This is a genomic window from Tardiphaga sp. 862_B3_N4_1 (assembly GCF_051811085.1).
Taxonomy (GTDB): Bacteria; Pseudomonadota; Alphaproteobacteria; order Rhizobiales; family Xanthobacteraceae; genus Tardiphaga; species Tardiphaga robiniae.
The window spans coordinates 3,580,200-3,607,182 of the sequence record NZ_JBPWQB010000001.1 but is presented as its reverse complement, the minus strand read 5'-3'; the positions used below and the strand labels follow the sequence as shown (position 1 = coordinate 3,607,182).

The 26,983-nt window shown below is 61.5% G+C and carries 21 protein-coding genes; 10 read left to right on the top strand and 11 right to left on the bottom strand.

Going from position 1 to position 26,983, the window contains the following annotated elements:
• Nucleotides 1–21: 21 nt before the first annotated feature.
• The gene (locus tag AB8B02_RS17180) at nt 22–2,631 is read right to left on the bottom strand and encodes a molybdopterin-dependent oxidoreductase (RefSeq protein WP_439064548.1); all 2,610 of its coding nucleotides are present in this window, start codon (nt 2,629–2,631) and stop codon (nt 22–24) included.
• The gene (locus tag AB8B02_RS17175) at nt 2,628–3,449 is read right to left on the bottom strand and encodes an FAD binding domain-containing protein (protein WP_439064547.1); all 822 of its coding nucleotides are present in this window, start codon (nt 3,447–3,449) and stop codon (nt 2,628–2,630) included. Before AB8B02_RS17175 ends, AB8B02_RS17180 begins: the two co-directional genes overlap by 4 nt.
• 157 nt (nt 3,450–3,606) lie before the next feature.
• Here AB8B02_RS17175 and AB8B02_RS17170 point away from each other — a divergent pair, with 157 nt between their 5' ends.
• Nucleotides 3,607–4,956 carry an 8-oxoguanine deaminase gene (locus AB8B02_RS17170; RefSeq protein ID WP_439064546.1) on the top strand — a complete coding sequence of 450 codons (1,350 nt, stop codon included), beginning with the start codon at nt 3,607–3,609 and terminating at the stop codon, nt 4,954–4,956.
• Between the two features lie 184 nt (nt 4,957–5,140).
• On the opposite strand, the gene AB8B02_RS17165 is transcribed toward AB8B02_RS17170, so the two are convergent.
• From AB8B02_RS17165 to AB8B02_RS17150, 4 genes are read right to left on the bottom strand one after another with little or no spacing between them, the layout of a single operon-like run.
• On the bottom strand, nt 5,141–6,220 hold the full coding sequence (locus AB8B02_RS17165; RefSeq protein WP_439064545.1) for a BMP family ABC transporter substrate-binding protein: 1,080 nt from the start codon (nt 6,218–6,220) through the stop codon (nt 5,141–5,143).
• A gap of 40 nt (nt 6,221–6,260) precedes the next feature.
• Nucleotides 6,261–7,178: an ABC transporter permease gene (locus tag AB8B02_RS17160; RefSeq protein ID WP_439064544.1), complete on the bottom strand. Its 918-nt coding sequence runs from the start codon at nt 7,176–7,178 to the stop codon at nt 6,261–6,263.
• Complete coding sequence (locus AB8B02_RS17155) at nt 7,165–8,256, bottom strand: ABC transporter permease (protein WP_439064543.1); 1,092 nt, start codon at nt 8,254–8,256, stop codon at nt 7,165–7,167. The genes AB8B02_RS17160 and AB8B02_RS17155 overlap by 14 nt, the downstream gene beginning before the upstream one ends.
• Entirely contained in the window at nt 8,240–9,808 is a 1,569-nt protein-coding gene (locus tag AB8B02_RS17150; RefSeq protein ID WP_439064542.1) for an ABC transporter ATP-binding protein, read from the bottom strand. Before AB8B02_RS17150 ends, AB8B02_RS17155 begins: the two co-directional genes overlap by 17 nt.
• A 593-nt stretch (nt 9,809–10,401) precedes the next feature.
• Between AB8B02_RS17150 and AB8B02_RS17145 the strand changes: the two genes are divergently transcribed.
• Nucleotides 10,402–11,448 carry a hypothetical protein gene (locus AB8B02_RS17145; protein WP_089265258.1) on the top strand — a complete coding sequence of 349 codons (1,047 nt, stop codon included), beginning with the start codon at nt 10,402–10,404 and terminating at the stop codon, nt 11,446–11,448.
• 108 nt (nt 11,449–11,556) lie between these two features.
• Here AB8B02_RS17145 and AB8B02_RS17140 read toward each other — a convergent pair whose 3' ends face one another.
• Nucleotides 11,557–12,054 (bottom strand): nucleoside deaminase, encoded by a 498-nt coding sequence (locus AB8B02_RS17140; RefSeq protein ID WP_439064541.1) that lies wholly within the window; start codon nt 12,052–12,054, stop codon nt 11,557–11,559.
• 154 nt (nt 12,055–12,208) lie between these two features.
• Between AB8B02_RS17140 and AB8B02_RS17135 the strand changes: the two genes are divergently transcribed.
• From AB8B02_RS17135 to AB8B02_RS17120, 4 genes are all read left to right on the top strand, one after another.
• A complete protein-coding gene (locus AB8B02_RS17135; protein WP_439064540.1) occupies nt 12,209–13,468 on the top strand; it encodes an allantoate amidohydrolase in 1,260 nt (419 codons plus the stop codon).
• Between the two features lie 4 nt (nt 13,469–13,472).
• Entirely contained in the window at nt 13,473–14,348 is an 876-nt protein-coding gene (locus AB8B02_RS17130) for a dihydrodipicolinate synthase family protein (protein ID WP_439064539.1), read from the top strand.
• 150 nt (nt 14,349–14,498) lie between these two features.
• Nucleotides 14,499–16,826 (top strand): xanthine dehydrogenase family protein molybdopterin-binding subunit, encoded by a 2,328-nt coding sequence (locus AB8B02_RS17125; protein ID WP_439064538.1) that lies wholly within the window; start codon nt 14,499–14,501, stop codon nt 16,824–16,826.
• A gap of 124 nt (nt 16,827–16,950) precedes the next feature.
• Complete coding sequence (locus tag AB8B02_RS17120) at nt 16,951–18,018, top strand: alcohol dehydrogenase (RefSeq protein WP_093756673.1); 1,068 nt, start codon at nt 16,951–16,953, stop codon at nt 18,016–18,018.
• A 68-nt stretch (nt 18,019–18,086) separates the two neighbouring features.
• Here AB8B02_RS17120 and AB8B02_RS17115 read toward each other — a convergent pair whose 3' ends face one another.
• The 3 genes from AB8B02_RS17115 to AB8B02_RS17105 all read right to left on the bottom strand — a co-directional run bounded on the left by AB8B02_RS17115 (nt 18,087) and on the right by AB8B02_RS17105 (nt 21,828).
• Entirely contained in the window at nt 18,087–19,409 is a 1,323-nt protein-coding gene (locus tag AB8B02_RS17115) for a dicarboxylate/amino acid:cation symporter (protein ID WP_089265252.1), read from the bottom strand.
• Nucleotides 19,410–19,573: 164 nt separating this feature from the next.
• Nucleotides 19,574–19,945 carry a helix-turn-helix domain-containing protein gene (locus AB8B02_RS17110; RefSeq protein WP_089265251.1) on the bottom strand — a complete coding sequence of 124 codons (372 nt, stop codon included), beginning with the start codon at nt 19,943–19,945 and terminating at the stop codon, nt 19,574–19,576.
• Nucleotides 19,946–20,574: 629 nt separating this feature from the next.
• On the bottom strand, nt 20,575–21,828 hold the full coding sequence (locus AB8B02_RS17105) for a serine hydrolase domain-containing protein (protein WP_439064537.1): 1,254 nt from the start codon (nt 21,826–21,828) through the stop codon (nt 20,575–20,577).
• 152 nt (nt 21,829–21,980) lie between these two features.
• On the opposite strand from AB8B02_RS17105, the gene AB8B02_RS17100 reads away from it, so the two are divergent.
• Nucleotides 21,981–22,892 (top strand): intradiol ring-cleavage dioxygenase, encoded by a 912-nt coding sequence (locus tag AB8B02_RS17100; RefSeq protein WP_439064536.1) that lies wholly within the window; start codon nt 21,981–21,983, stop codon nt 22,890–22,892.
• A 27-nt stretch (nt 22,893–22,919) separates the two neighbouring features.
• On the opposite strand, the gene AB8B02_RS17095 is transcribed toward AB8B02_RS17100, so the two are convergent.
• Nucleotides 22,920–23,525, bottom strand: coding sequence for a hypothetical protein (locus tag AB8B02_RS17095; RefSeq protein ID WP_439064535.1), 606 nt, complete (start codon nt 23,523–23,525; stop codon nt 22,920–22,922).
• 327 nt (nt 23,526–23,852) lie between these two features.
• Between AB8B02_RS17095 and AB8B02_RS17090 the strand changes: the two genes are divergently transcribed.
• Genes AB8B02_RS17090 through AB8B02_RS17080 form a run of 3 tightly spaced genes read left to right on the top strand, consistent with a single transcriptional unit; the run spans nt 23,853 to nt 26,936 of the window.
• Entirely contained in the window at nt 23,853–25,169 is a 1,317-nt protein-coding gene (locus tag AB8B02_RS17090; protein WP_089265247.1) for a CmpA/NrtA family ABC transporter substrate-binding protein, read from the top strand.
• Nucleotides 25,170–25,220: 51 nt separating this feature from the next.
• Nucleotides 25,221–26,114: a nitrate ABC transporter permease gene (gene ntrB, locus AB8B02_RS17085; RefSeq protein ID WP_093756668.1), complete on the top strand. Its 894-nt coding sequence runs from the start codon at nt 25,221–25,223 to the stop codon at nt 26,112–26,114.
• A gap of 27 nt (nt 26,115–26,141) precedes the next feature.
• Nucleotides 26,142–26,936, top strand: a complete 795-nt coding sequence (locus tag AB8B02_RS17080; protein WP_089265245.1) for an ABC transporter ATP-binding protein — start codon at nt 26,142–26,144, stop codon at nt 26,934–26,936.
• Nucleotides 26,937–26,983 lie beyond the last annotated feature (47 nt).

Below are 26,983 nucleotides of genomic sequence, written 5' to 3'. Positions count from 1 at the left end.
AGTGCAAGCTCGGGAACGTCACTACGACTTCCCAAACTTCTTCTGCAATTCCGGAAAAATCCGATCCGGCTTGAACGGCACCTGCGTGAATCGGATGCCGGTGGCGTCGAACAGTGCGTTGCCCAGGGCGGCCGCGACGGGATTGTAGGGGCTTTCGCTCATCGACTTCGCACCCAATGGCCCGATCGCATCATAGGTGTCGGCGAAATACACGTCGGTGCGCGGCAGATCGGCGAAGGACGGCAGATGATAGTCGCGGAATTTCGGATTGACGACGCGGCCGCGGCCGTCGATCACCATCTCCTCGTAGAGCGTGGCCCCCAGCGATTGCGCGACGCCGCCTTCGATCTGGCCGCGGAGCTGCATTGGATTGGCGACGGCGCCAGCATCCGCAGCCTGCACGCTCTTGAGAACCTTGATCGCGCCGGTACCCTTGTTCACCGCCACGCGAAATCCCTGAACGTTGAAGGCGACCGAACGCGGCGTGCCGCCTGACGTTCCGGTGGCGCTGCGTGCATTGCTGTCCGCCTGCATCGCCGCCACCAGCTTTTGCGCGGCGTCATGGGTGGCTTTGCCAGCGACGAATGTGCCGGCACTGCCATAGGCGCCGGTGTCGTGACCGCCGTTCCTCGTATCGGACTGGCGCAGATGAATCTGCTCGACAGTGCAACCAAGTGTCGTGGCCGCGATCTGCCGATGCACCGTCGCGGTGCCATTGCCGAATTCGGCGGTGCCGACCGTGAGCTCGTAACCGCCGTCGTCGCGTTTGGCGATGACGACTTCGGCGATATGGCCCTGCGGCGGCACGGTGTCGATCATGGTCAGCGCGATGCCGTCGCCGATCAGCCAGTCGTCATCGAGATCGTGCTTCGTCTTCACCTGCATCGCCTGCTCGACCAGATCGAGGCACTGGTCGAGGCCGTAGCTGCCGATTGTCACGTCGTCATAATGCGTGCCGGCGGGCGACAGCATCGCATCGCCGGGCTTGATCGCGTTGTGCCGGCGGAAATCATACGGGCTGATGCCGAGCTGCGCGGCGAGATCGTCGATGGCCGCTTCCACCGCGAACAGCGTTTGCGGCAGGCCGTAGCCACGAAACGCCCCCGCAGGCACCGTGTTGGTATAGGCGACCACGGCATCGACCTTCTTGTTGGTGCAGTTATAGACGCCGAGCGATTCACCGCAGGCATGAAACAGCACCGGGCCTGCGTGATTGCCATAGGCGCCGGTGTTGGAGAGCACGTCGAGCTGCAGCGCGGTGAGCTTGCCTTGTCTGTCGGCGCCGGCCCTGACCGTGACGCGCATCGGATGTCGCGTCGATGTGGCGATAAATTGCTCCTCGCGGGTCAGTTCCCATTTCACCGGGCGGCCGGTCTTGAGTGCGGCCAGCGCGAGAATGTCCTCGACGAACATTTCCTGCTTGCCGCCGAACCCGCCGCCGACGCGTTCGCAGAACACGCGGACCTTGTCGGAGGGAAGGTCATACAATTGAGCCAGCGCACGGCGGGTCAGGAATGGCGTCTGCGTGCTCGAGCGAATATTGAGGATGCCGTCTGCATCGAGCCAGGCCATGCCGCCATGGGTCTCGAGATGGCCGTGCTGCACGCGTTGCGTGGTGAATGTGCCCTCATAGGTGACGGCCGCCGCTGCCAGCGCCGCTGCGACATCGCCGAATTCGCCGTGCGTTTCAGCGACAATGTTGCGGATAGCATTGCTGACGCGATGCGCCGGCGTCTTGTCGGGGTGAATGACCGGCGCACCGGGCGCGATGGCGGTGGCGGGATCGAATACCGCGGGCAGGATGTCGTAGACGACATCGATGCGGCGACAGGCTTCCTCCGCGATGGCTTCGCTGTCCGCGACCACGGCCGCGACCTTCTGGCCGATGAAGCGCACGGTGTCGTCGAGGATCCGTGTGTCCTCGGGATCCATCGCATCGATCTCGTGGCGCGCGGTCGAGAACAAAGTGGCCGGAGTATCCGCATGCGTCAGGACCGCATACACGCCTGGCATGGCCCGCGCTGCTGATGAATCAATCGACACGATGCGGGCATGGGGATGCGGCGAGCGCAGCATCTTGATATGCAGCAGGCCGTCCATGGCGACGTCAAATGTGTAGCGCGCCTTGCCCGTCACCACCTGGGGACCTGCGGGCGCGGGCAGGCTGCGGCCGAAGGCGGTGCCGGGCTCGGCGTCTTCCACATTGGACTTGCCGTCGAGTGCATCTTCGATCGTGCGATAGCCTGTGCAGCGACACAGATTGCCCTTCAACGACGCTCCGAGATCGGCACGCTGTGCCTGATTGAGCGATGCGCAGGTCACGATCATGCCCGATGTGCAGAAGCCGCACTGGAATCCCTGTGCGTCCAAGAACGCCTGCTGCATCGGATGGATGCCGCCTTCGGACGCGAGACCTTCGATGGTGGTGACGGTATGACCCTCGGCGCGAAATGCCGGGATGATGCAGCTATGCACCGGCTCGCCATCGAGCAGCACGGTGCAGGCGCCGCAGTCGCCGGCGTCGCAGCCCTTTTTGACGCCGAAATGGCCGAGCTGACGCAGGAAGGTACGCAGGCACTGGCCGGCTTGCGGCTTCTCCGAAAAGTTGTGGCCGTTGATCTCGAAGCTCATGGCCGGACGCCCTGCAACTCGGCTCGGATTTCTTCCGCGAGCCGCAGCGTCATCTGCTTGCGCCAGGCCGGCTTGCCATGAACATCGTCGTGATAGAGATTGTCAGGGATCCGGTCGAGGATCGCTTCCTCAAGCGTATCGGCATCGGGAAGTGTTGGGAGCGCGATACGAACAGGACGCTTCGTCGATGCCGTGATCGTCAGCCGCCAGCCATCCTCATCAAGACTTCCTGTCAACAGCGCAGCAGATCGCCCGACCGGCGTCAGCGAGATCTGCCTGAATGCAGAGCGTCGTTTGAAGGCTGCAAGCGGAATGGCAATGCTGCGCAGGAGATCACCCGGCATCAGCACATTGCTTTGATCGCCGGTGACGAAGTCCACGACGTCGATCGTGTCTGCGCTGCCATCGGCCTTCCAGATCGTGCAGACACCATCGAGCGCGGCGGTGAGCGCGATCATCGGGCCGGCCGGCAGCGACATGCAGAGATTGCCGCCGACCGTTGCGGTCTTCCAGATCTTGAAAGAAGCGAGAAAGGCGCGGCAACATTGATTGATAAGCGGCGACGCGATCCAGTCAGGAGGGCAGGGCAGCGCGTCGAGCTGTGCGACTGTGCAGGTCGCAGCGATCTGTAATTCGTTGACGGTGACGGTGAGGGCCGACCATTTGAGATCGGTGAGATCGATCAGCCGCGTCAGATGGGTCTGCGGTTCGGAGAAAAGCCAGGTGCCCCCGGCGAGCCATGCATCCCCGGCACTCCATGTCGGTAGCTGTTCCCGCGTCGTGGGGCGGGTAACGGACGTGACCGTATTCAAATCCATAGGGCGGTTATGCTTTCACTCGGCAATGACCCCTTGAAGTATCATTGTGAACCTTGCAAGACCGACGCCAAGTCGCCGACAATTGCAGAACAAATTGAAGTATTCGTGGCTGGTCCCTGAATTGCAAGGTCGGGTCCATGACCGAAGGAGATGAGCCATGACAGAAACGCAGGCCACATGGATCAAGGATCCAGTCGGCATTTTCGCCGAGGGTGCCGAGCGCGGCATTGTCGTCAGGAATGGCCGAATTGTCGAACTGGTGCCGGCGGGGGGCCAGCCGACAACGGCGGACGTCGTGGTCTATGACGCCGGCGCCCATGTGGTGCTGCCGGGGCTGATCAATACGCATCACCATTTCTATCAGACGCTCACGCGCGCCTTGCCGGCGGCGCTGAATCGCGAGCTGTTTCCCTGGCTGCAGGCGCTCTATCCGGTCTGGGCGCGGCTGACGCCCGAGAATCTCCATCTCGGCGTCAGTGTGGCGATGTCGGAATTGTTGCTGTCGGGCTGCACCACGACCACCGATCACCACTATGTGTTTCCGGCGGGGCTCGAAGCGTCCGTCGATATCGAGGTCGCGGTGGCGCAGCGGCTCGGCATGCGCGTGCTGCTGACGCGGGGATCGATGAACCGCTCGCAGCGCGACGGCGGTCTGCCGCCGGACTCGGTGGTGCAGGACGAGGACACGATCCTCGCCGATAGCGAACGTGTGGTGGCGACATTCCATCAGCGCGGCGAGGACGCGATGGTGCAGATCGCATTGGCGCCGTGTTCGCCATTCTCGGTGACGACCTCCCTGATGGCCTCGACCGCCGCGCTGGCCGACAAGCTCGATGTGCGGCTGCATACGCATCTCGGCGAGACCGAGGACGAGAACCGCTATTGCGAGGAGATCTATGGCTGCCGTCCGCTGGATTATCTGGAGCAGACCGGCTGGCTGAATAAACGCACCTGGCTGGCGCATGGCATTCATTTCAACGGGGCGGAAATGCTGCGGCTCGGCAAGGCCGGGACTACCATCAGTCATTGCTCCTGCAGCAATCAGCTATTGGCCTCTGGCTGCTGCCCGGTCTGCGAGATGGAGGATGCCGGCGTCGGCATCGGCCTCGGCGTCGATGGTTCGGCGTCGAATGACGGATCGAATCTGATGCAGGAAGTGCGCGCGGCATTTCTGCTGCAGCGGGCGCGTTACGGCGTCGGGCGCGTCAGTCACAAGGATGCATTGCGCTGGGCGACGAAAGGCTCGGCGGCCTGTGTGGGGCGGCCGGAGCTCGGCGAGATCGCGGTCGGCAAAATGGCCGATCTCGCGCTGTTCAAACTCGACGAGCTGCGCTTCTCCGGCCATGGCGATCCCCTGGCGGCGCTGGTGTTGTGCGGTGCGCATCGTGCGGACCGCGTGATGGTGGGCGGCGCATGGCGCGTGATCGACGGTGCGATCCCGGGGCTGGATATCGCGGATCTGATCCGCCGACACGGCGCGGCGGCGAAGGCGATGCAGGCGGGATGATAACTTCCGCAGAGGTATTGCGCGAACGCTTCAACGCGCTGCGGCCTGCCCTCTCCCCCCTTGCGGGGGAGAGTTGGAGAGGGTGGTGCCACAAACTCTGAACGCACCTGCTGCCGCCCCCTCCCTAACCCTCCCCCGCAAGGGGGGAGGGGACGACGGCGTTCATTGTGCGGCTATTCGCTCGTTACTTCCCCGGAATCTTGTCGTCGATACCCTTCACATAGAAGTTCATGCCGAGCACCTGGCCGGGGTCGAGGGCATCGCCGCCCTTGCATTCCACTTCCTTGCCGTCTTGTCCCATGATCGGGCATTTGAACGGCTTAAGCGTGCCGGCGATGATGGCGGCTTCGGTGTCCATCGCCATCTTCTTCACGTCATCCGGCATGTTGGTATAGGGCGCCATCACGACCATCTTCTCTTTCAGGCCGGCCCAGGTGTCTTCCGACTTCCAGGTGCCATCGAGGGCCGCCTTGACGCGCTCGACGTAATACGGGCCCCAGTTGTTGGTGACCGCGGTGAGCTGGGTCTTGGGACCGAACTTGATCATGTCGGAGTCCTGGCCGAAGGCGAGGGCGCCGCGCTCGGAGGCGACCTGCATCGCAGCCGGGCTGTCGGTGTGCTGCATGATCACGTCGGCGCCCTGATCGAGCAGCGCCTTGGCGGCATCGGCTTCCTTGCCGGGATCGAACCAGGTGTTGACCCAGATGATCTTGATCTTGATGTCCGGATTGATCTTCTGCGCGGCGAGCATGGTCGCATTGATGCCCGAGATGACTTCCGGGATCGGGAACGAGCCAATATAGCCCAGCACGCCCCTCTTCGACATCTTGGCGGCGATCAGACCCTGGATGTAGCGGCCTTCAAAGAACCGGCCGGAATAGCTCGACATGTTCTTGTCGCGCTTGAAGCCAGTGGCATGTTCGAACATCACCTTGGGATTGCGCTTGGCGACCTTGAGCGTTGGGTCCATGTAGCCGAACGACGTGGTGAAGATGAGCTGGTTGCCGGCGCGCGCGAGCTGTTCGATGGAGCGCTCAGAGTCCGGACCCTCACTGACATTTTCGAGATAGGTGGTCTCGATCTTGTCGCCGAACTCCTTGACGATCATCTGGCGGCCGACTTCGTGCTGATAGGTCCAGCCGAAATCGCCGACCGGGCCGATATAGACGAAGCCGACTTTCAGCTTGTCGGCGGCGACGGCTGCACCCAATCCGAGGCCGGTGGCCAGCAGTAGGGCGGCGGCTGCAAGTGCTTTCCTGTTCATACGCGTCTCCTGTTTGCGAGATAGTCTTGCGAGAATGTCTTTAGCGGTCGGGCACGAATACCGTGCCCAATGCTGCCGGCGCCGTGGAGCCGCCGCTGCGGGTGCGCGAGATCAACACCAGCACGACGACGGTTGCGAGATAGGGCAGTGCGGACATCAGTTGCGAGGGCACGCCGACGCCCCAGCCCTGCGCATGCAGTTGCAAGATCGAGACCGCGCCGAACAGATAGGCGCCAATTACGAGGCGCCCCGGCAGCCATGAGGCGAATACCACCAGCGCCAGCGCGATCCAGCCGCGGCCGGCGGTCATGCCGGGGACGAAGAACGGCGTATAGGCCAGCGGCAGATAGGCGCCGGCCAGACCCGCGCAGCCGCCGCCGAACATCACGGCGAGGGTGCGGATCTTGAGCACGGGATAACCGAGCGCATGGGCGGAGACGTGATTGTCGCCGATGGCGCGGAGGACCAGCCCCGCCCGGGTGCGATAGAGGAACCAGGACATGCCGATGATCAGCGCAAGCGAGACATAGACGAAGGCGTCTTCGCCGAACAGGATCTTGCCGACGAAGGGGAGCGTGGTCAGGCCGGGAATGTACAGCCGCGGCGCGGTGGCGATACGCTCGCCGACGAAGCCGGCGCCGATCAGGCCGGACACGCCGATGCCCAGGATTGTGAGCGCGAGACCCGTGGCGACCTGATTGACGGCGAGGCCGAGCGTCATCAGTGCAAATACCAATGAGAGCGCGACGCCCGCGAGAATTCCGCACAGCGCGCCGATGAATGTCGAGCCGGTGGCCCAGGCGCCAGCAAAGCCGCAGGCTGCGCCGACGATCATCATGCCTTCGACGCCGAGATTGAGCACGCCGGCGCGCTCCACCAGCAGCTCGCCGGAGGCGGCGAGCAGCAGCGGTGTCGACGCCGCGAGTACGGCAAGGATGATGGCTTCAAGCAGCTCCATCGGCGACCTTCCGCTGCGGCATGATGAGCTTGATCCGGTACAGGATCAGGCTGTCGCAGGCGAGCACATAGAACAGCAGGATACCCTGAAACACCTTGGTGATATCGAGTGGGATCTTCATAGCGATCTGCGCTTGCTCCCCGCCGATAAATGTCAGCGCCAGGAAAAGCCCTGCAATTAGTATTCCAACCGGGTTGAGCCGTCCGAGAAATGCAACGATGATCGCGGTGAAGCCATAGCCGGGCGAGATGCCGGGCTGCAGATGACCGACGGGGCCGGCGACCTCGATGATCCCCGCGAGGCCGGCCAGCGCGCCGGATATCGCGAAAGTCAGCAGCACCAGCTGGTTCGACGAGAAGCCGCCGAAGCGCGCCGCCCGCGGTGCCGCGCCAACCACGCGAATTTCAAAGCCCTTGATGGTGCGGCCGAGCAGGACAGCAGCGGCAACAACGATCACCAGCGCGATGACCGCGCCGAGATGCAGCCGTCCACCCTCGAACAGCAGGGGCACGGTGGCGACCGGATCGAATTCGGCCGTGGTCGGGAAGTTGAACCCTTTGGGATCGCGCCACGGGCCGCGGACGAGATAATCGAGCAGCAGGTCGGCCACATAGACCAGCATCAGACTGACCAGAATTTCGCTGGCGCCGAAGCGCACCTTGCAGAAGGCCGGGATCAATGCATAGAGCGCGCCCGCGATGGCGCCGAGCAGCAGCATCGCCAGCAAGACCCAGACGCCGGCATCGGTGCCGTTGGTCTTCACCGCAAGCCAACTGCCCGCCACGGCACCGACGAGGAACTGTCCCTCCGCGCCGATGTTCCAGACATTGGCGAGATAACAGAGCGAGAGGCCGATGGCGATCATCACCAGTGGCGCGGCTTTCACCGCGAGCTCCTGCAGCGAATAGGCGTCGGTCAGCGGCGTGATGAAATAGACGTTGAGCGCGGCGATCGGATTTTTGCCGATGATCACGAACAGGATGCTCATGGTCACGATGGTGAGCCCGATGGCGATAACAGGCGATACCAGCGCGATGATGGTCGATCGCTCCGCGCGCTTCTCAAGCACCAACTGCATCGGGCACGTCCTTTGGCGTGAGTGCGCTGCCGCCCATCAACAAGCCCAGCGTTTCCCTGTCCGCATCTGCCGTCATCAATGGCTCGGAGAGACGGCCGTGGAACATCACGGCGATGCGGTCGGCGATGTCAGCGAGTTCGTCAAGGTCCTGACTGGTGACGAGGATGGCCGCGCCCGCAGCGGCAAGATCGAGCAGCGCCTGACGAATGACGGCGGCAGCGCCGGCATCGACGCCCCATGTCGGCTGGCTGACCACCAGCACGATGGGATTGCGCAGGATCTCGCGGCCGACGATGAATTTCTGCAGGTTGCCGCCGGAGAGGCTGGCGGCTTCTGGATCGCGCTTGGCCTTGCGGACGTCGAAACTTTCGGTGGCGCGATCGACGGTCGCGAGCGTTGCCGCCGTATTGATGAAACCGTTGTGCACCATGCCGGATGCGGCGTGGCCGGTGAGCAGCGCGTTCTCCGACAGGCGCATGCGCGGCGCGGTGCCGTGGCCGAGCCGTTCTTCGGGCACGAAGGCCGCGCCAAGCTTGCGGCGCGCGGTGATCGACAGATGTCCGGCGGCGTGACCGTCGATGACAATGGTGCCGGGATCTTTGGCGAGACGCTCGCCGGAGAGCGCCGCGAAGAACTCGTCCTGCCCATTGCCGGCGACGCCAGCGATCCCCAGGATCTCGCCGCCCTTCAGCTCCAGCGAGATGTTTTTCAGATGCACGCCATGTGGTTCGTCGGGCGCGAGGCTGAGATCATTGACCACGAGCCGTGGCACCGTCGTCTGCCGGTTGGCGGCGGCTTTCACCTGCTTGATCTCGGTGCCGACCATCATGCGCGCCAGTGATGCGGCAGTTTCTTCGCGCGGCAGGCAGGTCGAGATCTTCTTGCCGCCGCGCAGGATGGTCGCGGTGTCGCAGAGCCGCTTCACTTCGTCCAGCTTGTGGCTGATGTAAAGGATCGCGCGGCCTTCCGACTTCAGGCGCTCCAGCACGACAAACAATTGATCGGCCTCCTGCGGCGTCAGCACGGCGGTGGGCTCGTCGAGGATCAGGAATTTCGGATTCTGCATCAGCACGCGCACGATCTCGATGCGCTGACGTTCGCCGACCGAGAGTTGCCAGACCTCGCGCTTGGGATCGAGCGGCAGGCCATATTGCTGCGACACCTGTTCGAGCCGCGCCGACATCGCTTTGAAGGATTCCTTGCCGTCGAGACCGAGCGCAACGTTCTCGGCGACAGTGAGATTGTCGAACAGCGAGAAATGCTGGAACACCATGCCGATGCCGCGCGCGCGCGCATCATGCGGGCCGGCGAGCACCATCTTCTCGCCCTGCCAGAGCATCTCGCCTTCGCTCGGCTGGATCAGGCCGTGGATGGTTTTGACGAGCGTGGATTTGCCGGCGCCGTTCTCGCCGAGCAGCGCGTGGATTTCCTGCGGACGGATCGCGATGTCGATGGCGTCATTGGCGAGGAAACTGCCATAGCGCTTGGTCAGACCAATGGTCTGCAGAAGCACCGTCCCCATACGCGCGTGTCCCGATCCCGAATCCAACATTCGCTACTCACGCGTGAAAAGGAGGTTTGCGGCAAGTGTGTGCCGGATTGGAATGCAGCGTAAATCTCGAATAAGCGCCAGCGTCTGCCTTATTTTTGGACTGGATCGCTTTCTTGGGCGATTCCTCTCGACGCAATCGCGTAAGGCTCGGGCTTTTCATTGATTGAATGACGTTTATTCGACTTTCGCGTTGTATACTTGGTCTGAAGTGTTGCAGTTCTGGTACATGTGCAACGAATTCGGAATCCGGATTTTCTCGTGTGTTGAGAAGTTGGGCAGTGATTTTCTTGCAGTGCAAACACGGAATCACAGTGTGAATTCACCATCGGAGCTTCGTACGGAAACCTGCGACAGAACGTCGCAAAATACCAATCTTTACAGTCTCTAAGCGCTTGTCTTACACGCGCTCGCATGGCGTCATTTCACCATCCCGAAAACACGATGCTTCAAGCATAAAATACTGATTTCACTGGGCATCCCTGATGAAATCCGTGGCAACTATTGGAAAAAGTTGAGGCTTCTCACCCGGACTGATTGCAACAACTCTCTCGCGAGAGGCACGCAATCATTGTCAACAGGTGGGGGTAATTCCAATGGCCAATCGTTTCCGCGCAATCGCAGCCGCGACGTTGCTGTCGCTAACAGCCATGGTGCCGACAGGCTCGGCAGGCGCCGCCGACATGGCGGCCATGCCGGTCAAGGCAAAGCCGATCCCGGATCTGCCGTTCTTCCTGCTGATCGATAACCGTTTCACCTATGCCTATCAGTGGGGGGCGGTCGATCCCGGCGTCACCGCCAAGACCACCAAGCAGGTCTTCGCCTTCACCCACTTCGACGTGTGGACCTACGGCACCAACTTCTTCAACATCGGTCTCGAAAAGGCGGGTAAGAGCAGCCCGGCTAATCCGTGCGCCGATCCGCTGCGTCCGATCACGGGCTGCGAAGGCGCAACAGAAATCTACGGCCTGATCCGTAGCACGATCGGCTTCAACGAGGTCTTCAACACCAAGGCCTTCTCGATGGGGCCGCTGCGCAACGTGTCGTTCGTCATCGGTGCGGATGGCAGCACTGAAAATCGGTTCTTCTCCGCATCCAAGCGCGACGTCGTGACCGGTCTGCAATTCGCTTTCGACCTGCCTTACAAGGGCTTCTTCAACGTCAATCCGTTGTTCTACTACGAATTCGCCAATCGCAGCACGTTCACGCAGTGTGGTTATGCCGGGGCTCCCGGCCAGATTCCTGGCGTCTCCTGTAACATCGATGGCAACCGCCAGTTCAACCCGACCTGGGCCGTTGAACTCAATTACTACATGGATCTCGGCTTCCTGCCGCCGAGCATGGATTATTTCGCGATCAGCGGCCGCGCAGGCTTCTACGGGCCGAAAGGTTCGGAGAACGGCCAGATCATCGGCACGGCAACCAAGATGGAGATCAACGCCGAACCGATCCGTCTGACCTTCGACGCCAGCAAGGCGATCTGGGGACCGAAATACACTCACAATGTCGACGTGTGGGTGGCCTATCGGCTCTGGCGGAACAAGTTCGGCTTGGATGAGAATGCCAGCCTGCCGTGCACCACGTTTGCGCCCGGATCGTGCCGCGAGGACTCGCTCTATTCCGGCGTCACCGTCAAGTTCTGATCTGAGCTGACTTCCGGGGCTAATTCTCCAAGGCCAATCTCCAGGCTGATGGCGTCGCGATGTCCTCGCGGCGCCTTCAGTTTTTTGCAAGCTCCTGCGCGCGTGCCGCTAGCGCAGCTGCGCCCAGAAATTCTCGTGCTGCGCGGCTGCCTCGTCTTCGAGCAGCGGTCCGACGACCTCGATGCTCTTCTGCCCGGCAGCAAAGACATTGCGGCAAGGCAGATCAAGCGTGGGATTCTCCGGATGGTCGCCGGTGATCGCCTTGAGCCTTGCTTCGCCGAGCCCATAAACCAGCCGTCCAATGCCGACCCAATAGATCGCGCCCGCGCACATCGCGCAGGGTTCTGCCGACGAATACAGCGTGAAGGTCTTCAGCTCGGTCTCTTCATAGGCAATCGAGGCTTCGCTGCACAGCAGCCGCTCTGCATGGGCGGTGCCGTCATGAGAGGGCATGAAGGCGTTACCGGCTTCCATCAGGACCTTGCCGTGCGCATCGACCAGGATCGCACCAAACGGATGGTTGCCGCGCTCCACGGCTTTGCGTGCAGCGTCGAAAGAAAGCCTGAGAAAGGCCTCATCCCTACTCGACGAGTCTTGCTTTGGCATCAGGGGGCTCCTGTCGTCGGCGCGTCGAAATCTGCTAGTTTCCCGCGAGGCTAGGCGCGGATTCGCTTTGGCCCGCTGGCCGCACTAGTATTGACGATCTAAATCGTTCAAGTCCCAGCCGGGTCTGTGGTCTGAACAAAGAAGCATGATTGCGATGGAAGAGAAAGTCGTCGGAGCTTCCGGCCAATCGCTCGGCGGCGAGATCGTCGAACGCATCAATGCGCTGGCTGCTATTTCGGAAGCGCCGGACAACATCACACGAATATTCCTTACACCGGAACATCGTACTGCCGCCGAACTGATCATCGGATGGATGCAGGCAGCCGGCATGCGGGCGCGTATCGATGCGATCGGGAATGTCTGCGGACGCTATGAAGGCGACCGGCCCGGTCTGCCGTGCCTGATGCTGGGCTCACATTACGACACCGTGCGCGATGCCGGCCGCTGGGACGGACCGCTCGGGATCATCACGGCGATTTCCTGCGTTAGCGATCTCAATCGCCGTGGTCTGCGTCTGCCATTCGCCATCGAGATCGCCGCCTTCGCCGACGAGGAGGGCGTACGCTTCGCCTCGACGCTGCTCGGCAGCCGCGCGGTGGCCGGGACGTTTGTCGAGAGCGTGCTCGGCGGCCGCGACAAAGCGGGTATCTCGATGCGCGAGGCGATGATCACCTTCGGCCTCGATCCCGATCACGTCGGCGCCGCAGCGCGCGCGCCCGGCGAATTGCTGGCCTATCTCGAATTGCATATCGAGCAGGGGCCCGTGCTTGAAGCGCAGAAGCTTCCGGTAGGGGTCGTGACTGCCATTTCGGGTGCGACGCGGCTTGCTGTCGAGTTGCACGGCATGGCCGGTCATGCCGGCACGGTGCCGATGGCGATGCGACGCGATGCACTGGTGGGCGCCGCCGAATGTATCGTTGCGATCGAGGAGTTCTGCCAGTCGGACCGCGGCGGTCTTGTCGGCACCGTCGGCTATATCAACGCGATGCCGGGCGCGACCAATGTGATCCCGGGTCTGGTGTCGTTCACCATGGATATCCGATCGCCGAAGGATTCCTATCGCAAGCTCGCCATCACCGACATGGTGCGCGAGATCGAGTCGATCGCCAAAGCGCGCAAGCTCGATCTGCAGATCAACATCACCCATGAGAATCGCACGGTGCCGTGTGCGCCCTGGCTGCAGAAGCAGATCGCCGATGCAATTACTGCCGAGGGCTATCGCGCGTTCGAGCTGCCGAGCGGGGCCGGCCATGACGGCATGGCGATGACCGATATTGCCGATGTGGCGATGCTGTTCGTGCGCTGTCGCGGCGGGATCAGCCACAATCCTGCCGAGCATGTGGACGATGCGGATGTCGAGGTCGGTGCGCGCGTGTTGTTGCGCGTGATCGAGAATTTTAAGCCGAAGGCCTGATGCGATGGCAGATTTCCACGGCGTGTTTCCCTATCTCGTCTCGCCGGCTGACGACGAGGGGCGTATCCGCACCGATGTGCTGGGCCGCCTGTGCGGCGATCTCATCGGCGCGGGCGTGCATGGTCTGACGCCGCTCGGCTCGACCGGCGAATTCGCCTATCTCAATCGCGAGCAGCGCAGGACGGTGGTGCAGGCCACGATCGATGCGGCAGGCGGGCGCGTGCCGGTGGTGGCAGGCGTGGCATCGACCTCGACGGTCGATGCGGTGGCGCAGGCGAAGTCGTATCAGAAGCTCGGCGCCACCGGCATCCTGGCTATTCTCGAAGCGTATTTCCCGCTCAAGGATGCGCAGATCGAATCCTACTTCCGCGCCATCGCCGATGCCGTCGATATTCCCGTGGTGATCTACACCAATCCGCAATTCCAGCGTTCGGATCTGACGCTCGACGTCGTGGCGCGGCTCGCCGAGCATCCGCGCATCCAGTATATCAAGGATGCCTCCACCAATACCGGCCGGCTGTTGTCGATCATCAACCGCTGCGGCGACAAACTGAAAGTGTTTGCCGCCTCGGCGCATATTCCGTCAGCCGTCATGCTGATCGGCGGCGTTGGCTGGATGGCGGGACCTGCCTGCGTCGTGCCGAAGCAGAGCGTCGAACTCTACAATCTCTGCAAGGCGCATCGCTGGGACGAGGCCATGGTCTTGCAGCGGCGGATGTGGCGGCTCAACGAGGCCTTTGCGCGCTATAATCTGGCGGCCTGCATCAAGACGGGCCTCGCGATCCAGGGCTATGAGGTCGGCGACCCCGTGGCCCCGCAGCCGGCTTTGACCGCGGACGAGCGCAAGGTGATCGAGGCCGTTTTGCGGGATGTCGGCTGATCGATGTCGTTGCCGCCAGACGCGCAAACGAGCAGCGCTCATGCACATTCTGTCGCTCAGCCTTGTGCGGCTGGCCTGTTGGCTCACGCGGTCTTTCTGGGCTAGAAACCATACAGCCCGCCCGTAAGGCTCGCCATTGAAGGACGTCTGATGAACATTCTGCCCGGCAATCTGCGCTTCGGCGCCGGTCTTTCTCCCAAGCGCCTTGAAGATCAAAGACTTCTCACCGGGCAGGGCAAATTCATCGACGACAAGCCGGAAGACGGCGCGCTGTGGCTGCATCTGCTGCGCTCGCCGCATGCCCATGCGAAGATCACCGCGATTGACGTGGCCGCCGCCAAGGCGATGCCCGGTATCGAGGCGATCTATACCGGCGCGGATCTCGTGGCCGACGATGTCGGCACGCTGCCGACGCTGCCGATCTTCAAGCGTCCCGACGGCTCGGCGGCGACCTTTCCGCCGCGCCGGCTGCTCGCGCACGAGGTCGTGCGGTTCGCCGGCGAAGCAGTGGCGGCGATCGTCGCCACGTCGCGCGCCGCTGCCCAGCTCGCGGCCGAGGCGATCGACATCAGCTATGACGTCCTGCCCGCGGTGGTCGATCCCGTCGAGGCGATGAAGCCCGGTGCGGCCGTGGTCTGGCCGGATGCACCGGACAATATTGTCGCGGCCACCAGCTATGGCGATCCTGCCAAGGTGGAGGCTGCTTTTGCCGCTGCCAAGCATACGGTGTCGCTGGACATCGTGAGTCAGCGTCTCGTGCCATCGGCCATGGAGCCGCGCTCGACCATCGCTGAAGTCGACAAGAAGTCCGGCAAGCTGACCCTGTACGTGCAGTCGCAGACCCCGGCATCGACCCGCGATATCCTTGCCGACGCGGTGCTCAAGCGTCCGAAGGAATCGATCCGCGTGGTGGTGGGTGATATCGGCGGCGGTTTCGGCCAGAAGACGAGCCTGTATCCGGAAGACGGCGTCGTCGCCTATGTAGCCGTGAAGCTGAACAAGACGATCCGCTGGCGCGGCGATCGCACCGATGAATTCGTCGGCGGGACGCATGGTCGCGATCTGACGTCGACGGCAGAACTCGCGCTCGATGCCAAGGGTCGGATCTTGGCCTATCGCGTGCGTTCGATCGGCGGCACCGGTGCCTATATGTCGGCGACCGCGGTCATCATTCCGTTGGTGTTGGGACCGTTCGTGCAGACCGGCGTCTACGACCTGCAGAACGTGCATTACGATATCAAGGCGGTCATCACGAACACCGCGCCGGTGGGCGCCTATCGCGGTGCCGGGCGTCCGGAAGCCGTTTTCATCATCGAGCGCTTGATGGATGCCGCCGCGCGGCAGATGGGCATGGATCCGCGGGCGATCCGCAAGGTGAATTACATCAAGCCGACGCAGTTTCCCTACAAGAACGCCGTCGGCCAGACCTATGACAGCGGCGCCTTCGCGCACATGCTCGACCGCGCCACCGAATTGTCGGATTGGGACGGCTTCGCCGCGCGCAAGAAGGCGGCGAAGAAGAAAGGCCTGCTCTACGGCCGCGGGCTCACCAGCTACATCGAATGGACCGGCGGTCCGGGCACCACCGAGAAGGTTCGCCTGCGCGCCACGGCCAATGGCCGCGTCATCCTGCATTCCGGCACCATGGCAATGGGACAGGGCCTGCAGACCGCTTATTCGCAGCTCGTCTCTGAAGCCCTTGGCATTGGCATCGACAAGATCGATGTGATCCAGGGCGATACCGACGTCATCGTCGGCATGGGTAGTGTCGGTTCGCGTTCGCTGTTCGTTGGCGGCACTGCCGCGGTGGTGTCGGCCGCCGACATGATCGCCAAGGCGCGCGAGAAGGCGGCCAACATGCTCGAAGCCTCCGTGGAGGACATCGAGTATTCCGCGGGCTTCCTCACCGTCGTCGGCACCGACAAGCGCGTCGGCCTGTTCGAAATCGCGAAGGCCGAAGACGGCGAACAGCTCAGCGTCGAGTCCACCGGCGTGGCGGACGGCCCGACCTGGCCGAACGGAACGCATATCTGCGAGGTCGAGATCGATCCGGAGACCGGCATCACCAATGTCGTTCGTTACACCACGGTCGACGATGTCGGCGTAGCGGTGAATCCGATGCTGGTGACCGGCCAGATCCACGGCGGCGTGGCGCAGGGCATCGGCCAGGCGCTGTTCGAGAACGTTCATTACGACGAGGATGGCCAGCTCATCACAGCCAGCTATCAGGATTACTGCATTCCGCGCGCCGGCGACCTGCCACCTCTGTCAGTGACATTGGATGGTTCGGCACCCTGCGTCACCAACCCGATCGGCTCGAAGGGCTGCGGCGAATCCGGCGCGATCGGCGGTCCGCCCTGCATCGTCAATGGCGTGCTGGATGCGCTGCAACCACTGGGCATCACGCAGCTCAATACGCCGCTGTCACCCATCAAGGTGTGGGAAGCGATCAGGAGCGCAAGCGCAACGCATGGCTGAGACCCAGCAGGATGGGTAGAGCGTCGTCGCGAAACCCATCATGATCGGGTTCTATGCGATGGGTTTCGCTTCGCTCGACCCATCCTGCGGATAACAAGAAACTTCAACCGGGAGAGAAAACACAATGAAGAGCTTCAAGGTTCTCGAATTCAACGAGCCGCTCGGCGAGGTCGACGAGCAGACACCGCAGCCGACCGGCACGCAGGTGCTGATCCGCGTGAAGGCTGCCGGCGTCTGCCATAGCGACCTGCACATCTGGGAAGGCGGCTATGAACTCGGCCACGGCCGCAAGAAGCTATCGCTGAAGGATCGCGGCATCACGCTGCCGCGCACCATGGGCCACGAGACCGTCGGCGAAGTCATTGCCTTTGGTCCGGATGCGCAGCAGGAAGCCGGCGGCGTCAAGATTGGCGATATCGCATTGGCCTATCCATGGATCGGCTGCGGCAAATGTGCGGTCTGTCTTGCCGGTGATGAGAATCTCTGCCTCGCGCCGCGCTGCCTCGGCGTACATTGCGACGGTGGTTACTCCGATCACCTTCTAGTGCCGCATCCGCGCTACCTGATCGACCTCAAGGGCATGGATCCGGTCATCGCCGCGCCTTACGCCTGCTCGGGCGTCACCACCTATAGCGCGCTGAAGAAGATCGAGAGCGATCTCGGCAATCCGATCGTGATCTTCGGCGCTGGTGGCCTCGGCCTGATGGCGCTTGAACTGTTGAAGGCGATGGGGGGCAAGGGCGCCATCGTTGTCGATATCGATGCGCGAAAGCGCGAGGCGGCGATCAAGGCCGGCGCTCTGGCGGCCGTGGACGGCAATGCGCCCGACGCGCTTGAGCAGCTTGCCAAGGCCGCCGGTCAGCCGATTCTGTCGGTGATCGATCTGGTCGGCACTCCGTCAACGACGCAGCTCGGCTTCGACGTGCTCTCCAAGGGCGGCAAGCTGATCATGGTCGGCCTGTTCGGTGGCGGCGCCACCTGGGCGCTGCCGCTGATCGCCATGAAGGCGCTCACCATCCAGGGCAGCTATGTCGGCAATCTCCGCGAGACCAAGGAATTGCTGGAGCTGGTGCGCACCAAGAAGGTGCAGCCGATCCCGACAAGCCCGATGCCGCTCGCAAAAGCCAATGCCGCTCTGAACGACCTGAAAGACGGCAAGCTGGTCGGCCGCGCGATCCTCACGCCGGCGTAAGGTTGAAGCATTCATTCTGACGTTGAGAAGCGGCCTTCGGGCCGCTTCTTTTTTGACGGGTGACGCGATTAGCCGGCCGTTACATCCACGAGCTCTTCGCCATCCAACACACGCTTCGCCTTGGCATGGTCGAGATCGCCTTCCCATGCGCCGACCACGACGGTGGCAACGCAGTTGCCGATCAGGTTGCCGAGCGCGCGGGCCATGCCGATGAACCAGTCTACCGACAGCACCAGCACGAGACCGATGGCGGGAATGCTCGGCACGGCATTCAGCGTCGCGGCAAGGATCACGATCGCTGAGCCCGGTACGCCATGGGCGCCCTTCGACGTTACCAGCGAGACGCCCAGCACCAGCATGAGATCGCCGAAAGACAGCGGTGTATTCGTGGCCTGCGCGATGAACACGACGGCCAGCGTCAGATAGATCGAGAATGCATCGAGATTGAACGAGTAGCCTGTCGGGATCACGAGGCCGACCACGTTGTCCTTGACGCCGAGCCGTTCGAGTTTGCGCATGACCTGGGGCAGCACTGCATCCGATGACGCGGTGGCGAGCACGATGGTGAGTTCTTCGCGCAGATAGTTCAGGAATTTGATGATGTTCAGCCCGGCCAGCGCCATCACGCCGCCGAGTACGCCGAAGACGAAGATCGCGACCGAGACATAGAACAGCACCACCAGCGAGACGAGTTGCTTCAGCGATCCGACACCGTAGCGTCCGACCGTATAGGCGACAGCGCCGAGCACGCCGATCGGGGCGAGGCGAACGATCAGTCCCATGGCGCGGAACAGAACGGTCGATACGGCTTCGATGAAGCTCGAAATCCGCTCGCCTTTCTCGCCACCGACCAGCGCCAGGCTGGTGCCGAACAGGATGGCGAAGAACAGCACCTGCAGGACGTCGTTGCGCGCCAGAGCGTCGAACGAGGTGGTCGGAATGATGTTGAGCAGGAAACTACCGATGCCGCCGCCCTGCAGCTTGTGAGCGTTGTCTGCGACCGTCGTGAGTGCCTTGCCGTCGAGCGAGGCCGGATTGATGTTCATGCCGTGGCCCGGGCCGAACAGATAGGCCAGCACCAGGCCGACAACGAGCGCCAGCGTGGTCATGGCCTCGAAATAGATCAGCGCCTTGACGCCAACCCTGCCGACTTTCTTCAAGTCACCTGCGCCGGCAATGCCATGCACCACCACACAGAACACGATGGGGGCCACAATCATGGAGATGAGTTTGAGGAAGGCGTCGCTGAAGACCTTCAGGCCGACGGCGAAGTCGGGCACGGCGATGCCAAGGACGATGCCGAGTAGCAAGGCGACAAGCACCTGCACGAAGAGCGACTGATAGAGAGGCTTGCGGATTGGTTCGACGGCGGTAATCGTAGCTGTAGACATGGTTCGCTCCCCCTGAGGTTCACGAATATTCCAGCAACAACTGTGCCACCGCTAGGTGCAGATGCGTAAAATCTCGCCGCGGTTACGGCGAGTTCTTTTCGTGTCGAGGGGGGATTGAAATCGAGCCGATCAGCGGCCGGGTCGCTCCGGCGGCCATGCGACGATTACTTCTCTTCGTCGGCGATCGCTTCCATCAGGACGACCATCTGGCGCTGGACCGTCTGGCTCTTGATGCGGCTGTAAGCACGAAGCAAGCGGAGGCTGAAAGCGCTATCGAGGAACAGTAAGCTTTCCACTTCACGGCTCTTGCCATCGCCATCGTAGAAGAAGGTGACCGGCACATCGAGCGCCGTCGCAATCTGCTGAAGACGCGCAGCGCCAACGCGATTGACACCCTTTTCGTACTTCTGAACCTGCTGGAAGCTGACGCCCAGCTTTTCGCCTAAATCCGCCTGCGAAATTTTCTGCTCAACACGACGCAGACGGATCCTCTTGCCCATCTCAATGTCGGGTTTGCCGGCGCTACGTTGCTTCATTCGTCACCATTCAGTTTGTTTGAATAAGGGAGTTTGGTTTTATTTTCTTGTTAGAGCTTCTTAGCCCGAGAGCCCTTAAAGCTAACTTTCAAAGGCATCTCTGTTATACACATCGTCATGACGATTGGGATGGCTGAAATCGTCGCGATACTCGAATTGATCGACACGTAATCGCGAGGGTCATCCAATCGTACAAAAAACCTTGCGGTATTCTGTTGCTACTTCGCATTGCTTGCAAAACTTCCAACGAATACCGGAACTCAATTTCTATCGATACGGGCCTTGCAGCGGAAGCGAAAGTACAAGTTGGTCATCATGCTATACACATGTGACTTGCCTGACGCACGCAGGATAACTGAGAGTCGTTCGCATTCGTAAGCTGCAAATCTCTGGCATGCAGCATTCCATGCGATTTCCAGCTGCAATTTCGCACTTTACGATCTCCTGTGTAGCACCGACGTAATATCACAATTCCGTGGGTGGTTGTTGCTACGTCCCATGCGCACCGGAAGTTTCATTCCAAATTCTCACTGAGAGAGAATTTCATTTGATTCGTGCTGGATATGTTGAACGCGTCCGGTGCCTGGTGGCGCGCGCCGACTGAGCAATATTGATCATACCGTTCGTTACTAAACATTGCTGTCGGTAATCGCGGAGTAGATCATGGTACGCAGCTCGCGCCGAACCGGATAAGCGCTCGATGGCAACAGCTGTGTCATGAAGATTGCGATCAGCTGTTCAGCCGGGTCTATCCAGAACACCGTGCTCGCCGCGCCGCCCCATCCATACTCACCGGCGCTGCCGGGGATCATGGTCTTGACCGGATTCATCATCACCGAAAATCCAAGTCCGAAGCCGACGCCGGCATAGCTCGTTTCGCTGAACATCGACGTCGACATGTCGGCGACGTAGGCACCGCCGGGCAGATGATTGTTGGTCATCAGCGCGATCGTCTTCGGAGCGAGCAGGCGCACGTCGCCGAGCGCACCGCCATTGAGCAGGGCGCGACAGAAGGTGAGATAGTCCGCGGCGGTGGAGCATAGGCCGCCGCCGCCGGAAATCATCTTAGGCGGCGACAGGAATGAACTCGTCGCGGGATCGTCCTGAAGAACAAAGCCGCCCTTGCCGTCGGCGGCGTAGCAGGCCGCGAGACGATGCGCCTTGTCGGGCGGCACAAAGAAGCCGGTATCCGTCATGCCGAGCGGATCGAAGATACGTTCCTGCAGGAATTGTTCGAATGGCTGTCCACTGATCTTCTCGACGAGATAGCCGATCACGTCGGTCGAGACCGAATAATTCCATGCATCCCCCGGGGAGAATTCCAAGGGGACCTTCGCGAGATCCGAAATCATCGATGTCATCGTGCCGGATTTTTCGATCTCGCCGATCTTGAGTGCACGATAGGCGGCGTCGACATTGGTGCGCTGCTGGAAGCCGTAAGTGAGTCCCGACGTGTGACGCAGCAGGTCGATGATCTGCATGGGACGGGCCGGTCGCTTCGTCACGAACGGCGCCGTTACGCCGGCCTGAAACACGCCGATATTTTCCCATTCCGGAATATATTTGTGCACGAGTTCATCGAGCGTGACGCGCCCTTCCTCCACCAGCATCATGAAGGCGACCGACGTGATCGGCTTGGTCATCGAATAGATGCGGAAAATCGTATCGTCCTTGACGGCGATCTTTCGCTCGAGATCGGCAAAGCCCTGCGTCGCGCTGTGCACGATCTCGCCGTGGCGATAGACCAGAAGCTGTGTGCCGGAAAAACGGCCGGCATCGACATAACGCTGCTTGAGATGCGCTTCGACGCGGGCCAGTGCTGTGGTCGACATGCCGACCTGTTCGGGTGACGCAGACGAAGGGCTCAGGCTTTGGGACGGCATTGCAACATCACTCCGATGTGTGGACGCGGCTCGTTTCTATGGATGAAAATCAGCGGTTGTCCATATGGGTTTGTAGCGGGGCGAGCTTACGTGAAGCTCTGTTTGGTGTATCCTTAAAGATGTAATCGCGTCGTGTTGCTCAGGATGGAATTATGACCCAATTCAATGACACTGAACTCACTGCGGCCGTCATCCAGAGCTTCGACAGGACGCCCGATCCGCGTACGAAATTCCTGCTGCAAGAACTCGTGAAGTCTTTGCACGACTATGTTCGCAAGACCGATCTCACCTTCGGTGAATGGGAAGTGGCGATCGACTTCCTGACCCGCACGGGCCAGAAATGCACGCCGATCCGGCAGGAGTTCATTTTGCTCTCTGACGTGCTGGGCGTCTCGATGCTGGTCGATGCCGTCAACCACAGGGAGCGTGAGGGGGCCACACAGACGACGGTACTCGGACCGTTCTATGTCGGCGAGCATCCCGTCATGGCGCATGGCGCTGATATCTCTCCGGGCCTCACGGGTGAGCGCATGTTCGTGCAGAGCCGCGTCACCGATCTCGACGGCAAGCCGCTGACGGGCGTGCCGGTTGACATCTGGCATGCCGATGATGACGGTTTCTACGACTCGCAGAAAGCCAGCTATGCCACGCAGGGCCCTTCGTCGCGCGCGCGCTTCATCACCGACAGTGATGGCCGGCTGTTCTTCCGCACCATTCTGCCCTGCAGCTATCCGATCCCGACCGATGGTCCGGCCGGAGATCTTGTGCTGAAAACGGGACGTCATCCAATGCGTCCGGCGCATGTGCACTTTCTCGTCGCGGCTCCCGGCTATGAACCGCTGATCACTCACGTCTTCATCGAGGGCGACGAATATCTCGACTCCGATGTCGTGTTCGGCGTGAAGTACGATCTGATCGCCACCGTCGAGAACCGCAGCGATGCCTTTATGCCTGATGGTCAGCCTGCCACGGGGCCGTGGCATCTGATGACCTATAATTTCCGGATGAAGCCGGGCGAGGGCACGGTGCCGCAGCCGATGATGCCGGAAAAGGCCGAGGCGTAAGCGATCTCGGCCGTCTGCCATCTGCGATCAGGTCGCGCTCCAGTCGCGTTGCGAGAGTTCCTGCAGCGACTCCAGGAAGAACTGATCGAACAGGAACGGTGTATCGCCGTGTGCGGCCGATGGCGCGATGAGGGTGACCATGCCTAACAGCGCGCGGCCGAGTTCGCCGATGCGCTCGGCAAAGGCCTCGAGCCCGCTGCGATCAGAGCTCTCGAGGACGGCGTGGAGTGCGCCTTTGGTTTGTGCGATCTGTAGATCGATATCGTCGACGGCGCGATCGAGGGCATCGATATCGACATCCACAGTGACAGTGTTGTCTTTGGTCGGTATCAGCGCGTCCTCAAGGACGCTCTTTCGGAACATATGAAGTTGCCGTGAGACATCCTCGAAATGACCGAACGCTGCCGCCGCATTCGCTTCGAGGTCGCTTTTGCCCTGAGACAGGATCGCTGCCGCGGACACCACGGTCGCCGCCTTCAGGGTGCTGATTACCTTTCGAAGCGACGAGAGGGCAGGTTCGGTGATCACCGGAATGGTCGGCATGAAGCGATCCGTTCGCTGGAAATTGGACTCGGTTGATAGCACCGATCCACGGGTCGGCATGCCGATGAAGTCGGCAAAATAGTACCTCACAATTCATTGCCTATTCCGCGTGCGTCGCACAATAAATGAGCGTCCCGCAAATTTTCGATGCGCGTGGTTCTCTGCGCTGGTCTTGTTGCCTTTAGGTAAGTGATTGCAATTTATCGAAATTTCCATCAGGCAGCGGTTGGCACGAACTTTGAATAGTTCTTAGCGACGCCATTGTAGCCGTCACAATCAATCACCAGCCAGCATTGCCATCATGGGGCTTCCCCCAGGCGCGCCGCTATGTCCGTACGCCTTCGACCCAAGGTGCGCTGTGACGAGGGGCCAATGACGGTGCAGGCGATCCGAGGCGCGAAAGGACGACAGCAGCACATGACGAAGTCAGAGACCAACAAGCCGGGCCGCAAGATCAGCCGCCGTCAGCTTCTGAAAGCCGGCGCGGGAACCGCTGCCTTGCTCGCGGCCGCCCGACTGAACTTCCCCGGCGGCGCTTTCGCGCAGGATGCCGGGCCCGAAGTGAAAGGCGCCAAGCTCGGCTTCATCGCACTAAGCGATGCCGGTCCGCTGTTCGTTGCCAAGGACAAGGGCCTGTTCGCCAAATACGGCATGCCCGATGTGGAAGTGTCGAAGCAGGCCTCGTGGGGCACGCTGCGCGACAACATGGTGCTCGGCTCCGAAGGCAATGGCATCGATGGCGCGCATATCCTGACGCCGATGCCGTACCTGATCTCGTCCGGCAAGGTCACCCAGAACAATCAGCCGACGCCGATGTATATCCTCGCGCGTCTCAATCTCGATGCGCAGTGCATTTCGGTCGGCAATGAATATGCCGATCTGAAGGTCGGCCTCGATGTCGCGCCGCTGAAAGCCGCGTTCGAGAAGAAGAAGGCTGCGGGCAAGTCGGTGAAGGTGGCGATGACCTTCCCGGGCGGCACGCATGACCTGTGGATCCGCTACTGGCTCGCGGCCGGTGGCATCGATCCCGACAAGGATGTCGAGACCATTACCGTGCCGCCGCCGCAGATGGTGGCGAATATGAAGGTCGGTACCATGGACGCGTTCTGCGTCGGCGAGCCGTGGCCCGGCCAGCTCGTGCACCAGAAGATCGGCTACACCGCGGTGAACACCGGCGAGATCTGGAACAAGCATCCGGAGAAGTCGCTCGGCATGCGCGCGGCCTGGGTCGACAAGAACCCGAAGGCGGCGAAGGCGATCACCATGGCTATCATGGAAGCCCAGCAGTGGGCCGACAAGATGGAGAACAAGGAAGAGCTCGCTACCATCATGGGCAAGCGGCAGTGGATCAACTGCCCGGTCGAGGACATCCTCGATCGCGCCCGTGGCAAGTTCGACTACGGCACCGGCAAGGTGGTCGAGAACTCGCCGCACATCATGAAGTACTGGAAGGACTTCGCGTCCTATCCGTTCCAGAGCCACGATCTCTGGTTCATGACCGAAGACATCCGCTGGGGCAAATACGAGCCCGGCTTCGACTCGAAGGCGCTGATCGCCAAGGTCAACCGCGAGGATATCTGGCGTGACGCGGCGAAGACCATGGGCGTCGCTGCCGCCGAGATCCCGACCTCGACCTCGCGCGGCAAGGAGACCTTCTTCGACGGCAAGGTCTTCGATCCCGAAAATCCGGCAGCCTACCTCAAGTCGCTCGCCATCAAGCGCGTCGAAGCCTGAGACACACGTTTGGGACCGATGCGGACTAGCTGAAATGACGGAGACAGTGCGATGAACATGCAAGCTATCAAGACGGAGCCGGCAACGGCACTGGCGAAGCCGCCGGTGGCGAGCGTCGCACTGTCTCCCAAGCAGCCGGTAAGTTTCGACAGATACGCCAAGATGGCGAAAGAGACAGCGGCGCGGGTCATCCCGCCGCTGATCGTCGTCCTCCTGCTCGGTGTGATGTGGGAGCTCTTGTGCCGGCGCACCGGATCAACGCTCCCGCCGCCCTCAAAGGTCTACAAGGACACCAAGGAACTGATCTTCGATCCGTTCTTCGACAATGGCGGCCTGGACAAGGGTCTGTTCTGGCATATCTCGGCCAGTCTCCTGCGTGTGGCCTATGGCTACTCGCTCGCTGCCGTCGTCGGCATCGCGCTTGGCACGCTGGTCGGCCAGTCGGTCTGGGCCATGCGTGGTCTCGATCCGATCTTCCAGGTGTTGCGCACTATTCCGCCGTTGGCCTGGCTGCCGCTGGCGCTCGCGGCCTTCCGGGATGGTCAGCCGTCGGCGATCTTCGTGATCTTCATCACCTCGATCTGGCCCATCATCATCAACACCGCAGTCGGCATTCGCAACATCCCGCAGGACTATCGCAACGTCGCCGCCGTCGTGCAGCTCAATCCGGTGGAATTTTTCTGGAAGGTCATGCTGCCGGCGGCTGCGCCCTATATTTTCACCGGTCTGCGCATCGGTATCGGCCTGTCATGGCTCGCCATCATCGCGGCTGAAATGCTGATTGGCGGCGTGGGCATCGGCTTCTTCATCTGGGATGCCTGGAATTCCTCGCATATGAGCGAGATCATCCTGGCGCTGTTCTATGTCGGCATCGTCGGCTTCGTGCTCGATCGCCTGATCGCCGCCCTCGGCAAGCTCGTCACCCACGGCACTTCAGTCAGCTAACATTTGGGTCAGCTAAGGAGAGATATCATGAAGGCATATCTGAAGCTCGACCACGTCGACAAGGTGTTCACCCGCGGCAAGGTCTCGTCCGAAGTATTGAAGGACATCAACCTCAGCCTCGGCAAGGGTGAGTATATCTCGATCATCGGCCATTCCGGTTGCGGCAAGTCGACGATGCTCAACATCATCGCCGGCCTGACACGTGCAACGATGGGCGGCGTGATCCTTGAGGATCGCGAAGTCAATTCGCCCGGGCCCGATCGCGCCGTCGTGTTCCAGAACCACAGCCTGCTGCCGTGGCTGACGGTTTATCAGAACGTCCGTCTTGGCGTGGACAAGGTGTTTGCCAAGACCAAGTCCCGCGCTGAGCGCGACGAATGGACAATGCACAATCTCAATCTCGTGCAGATGACGCATGCCAAGGACAAGCGCCCTTCGGAAATCTCCGGCGGCATGAAGCAGCGAGTTGGCATTGCCCGTGCCCTCGCGATGGAGCCCAAGGTGCTGTTGCTGGACGAACCGTTCGGTGCGCTGGACGCGCTGACCCGCGCGCATCTGCAGGACTCGGTGATGGCGCTGCATCAGAAACTCGGCAACACCATCGTCATGATCACCCATGACGTGGACGAAGCCGTGCTGCTGTCGGACCGCATCGTGATGATGACCAACGGGCCATCAGCGACCATCGGCGAAGTGCTCGATGTGCCGCTCGCACGACCGCGTCAGCGTCTCGAACTGGCGAGTAACCCGGTCTATCTCGACTGCCGCAAGCGCGTGCTCGAATTCCTGTATGAGCGCCACAAGTTCGTCGAAGCCGCGTAAGCATCTTGTTACCTCTTGACTTCCGAGGATAAACCGAATGAATGCGG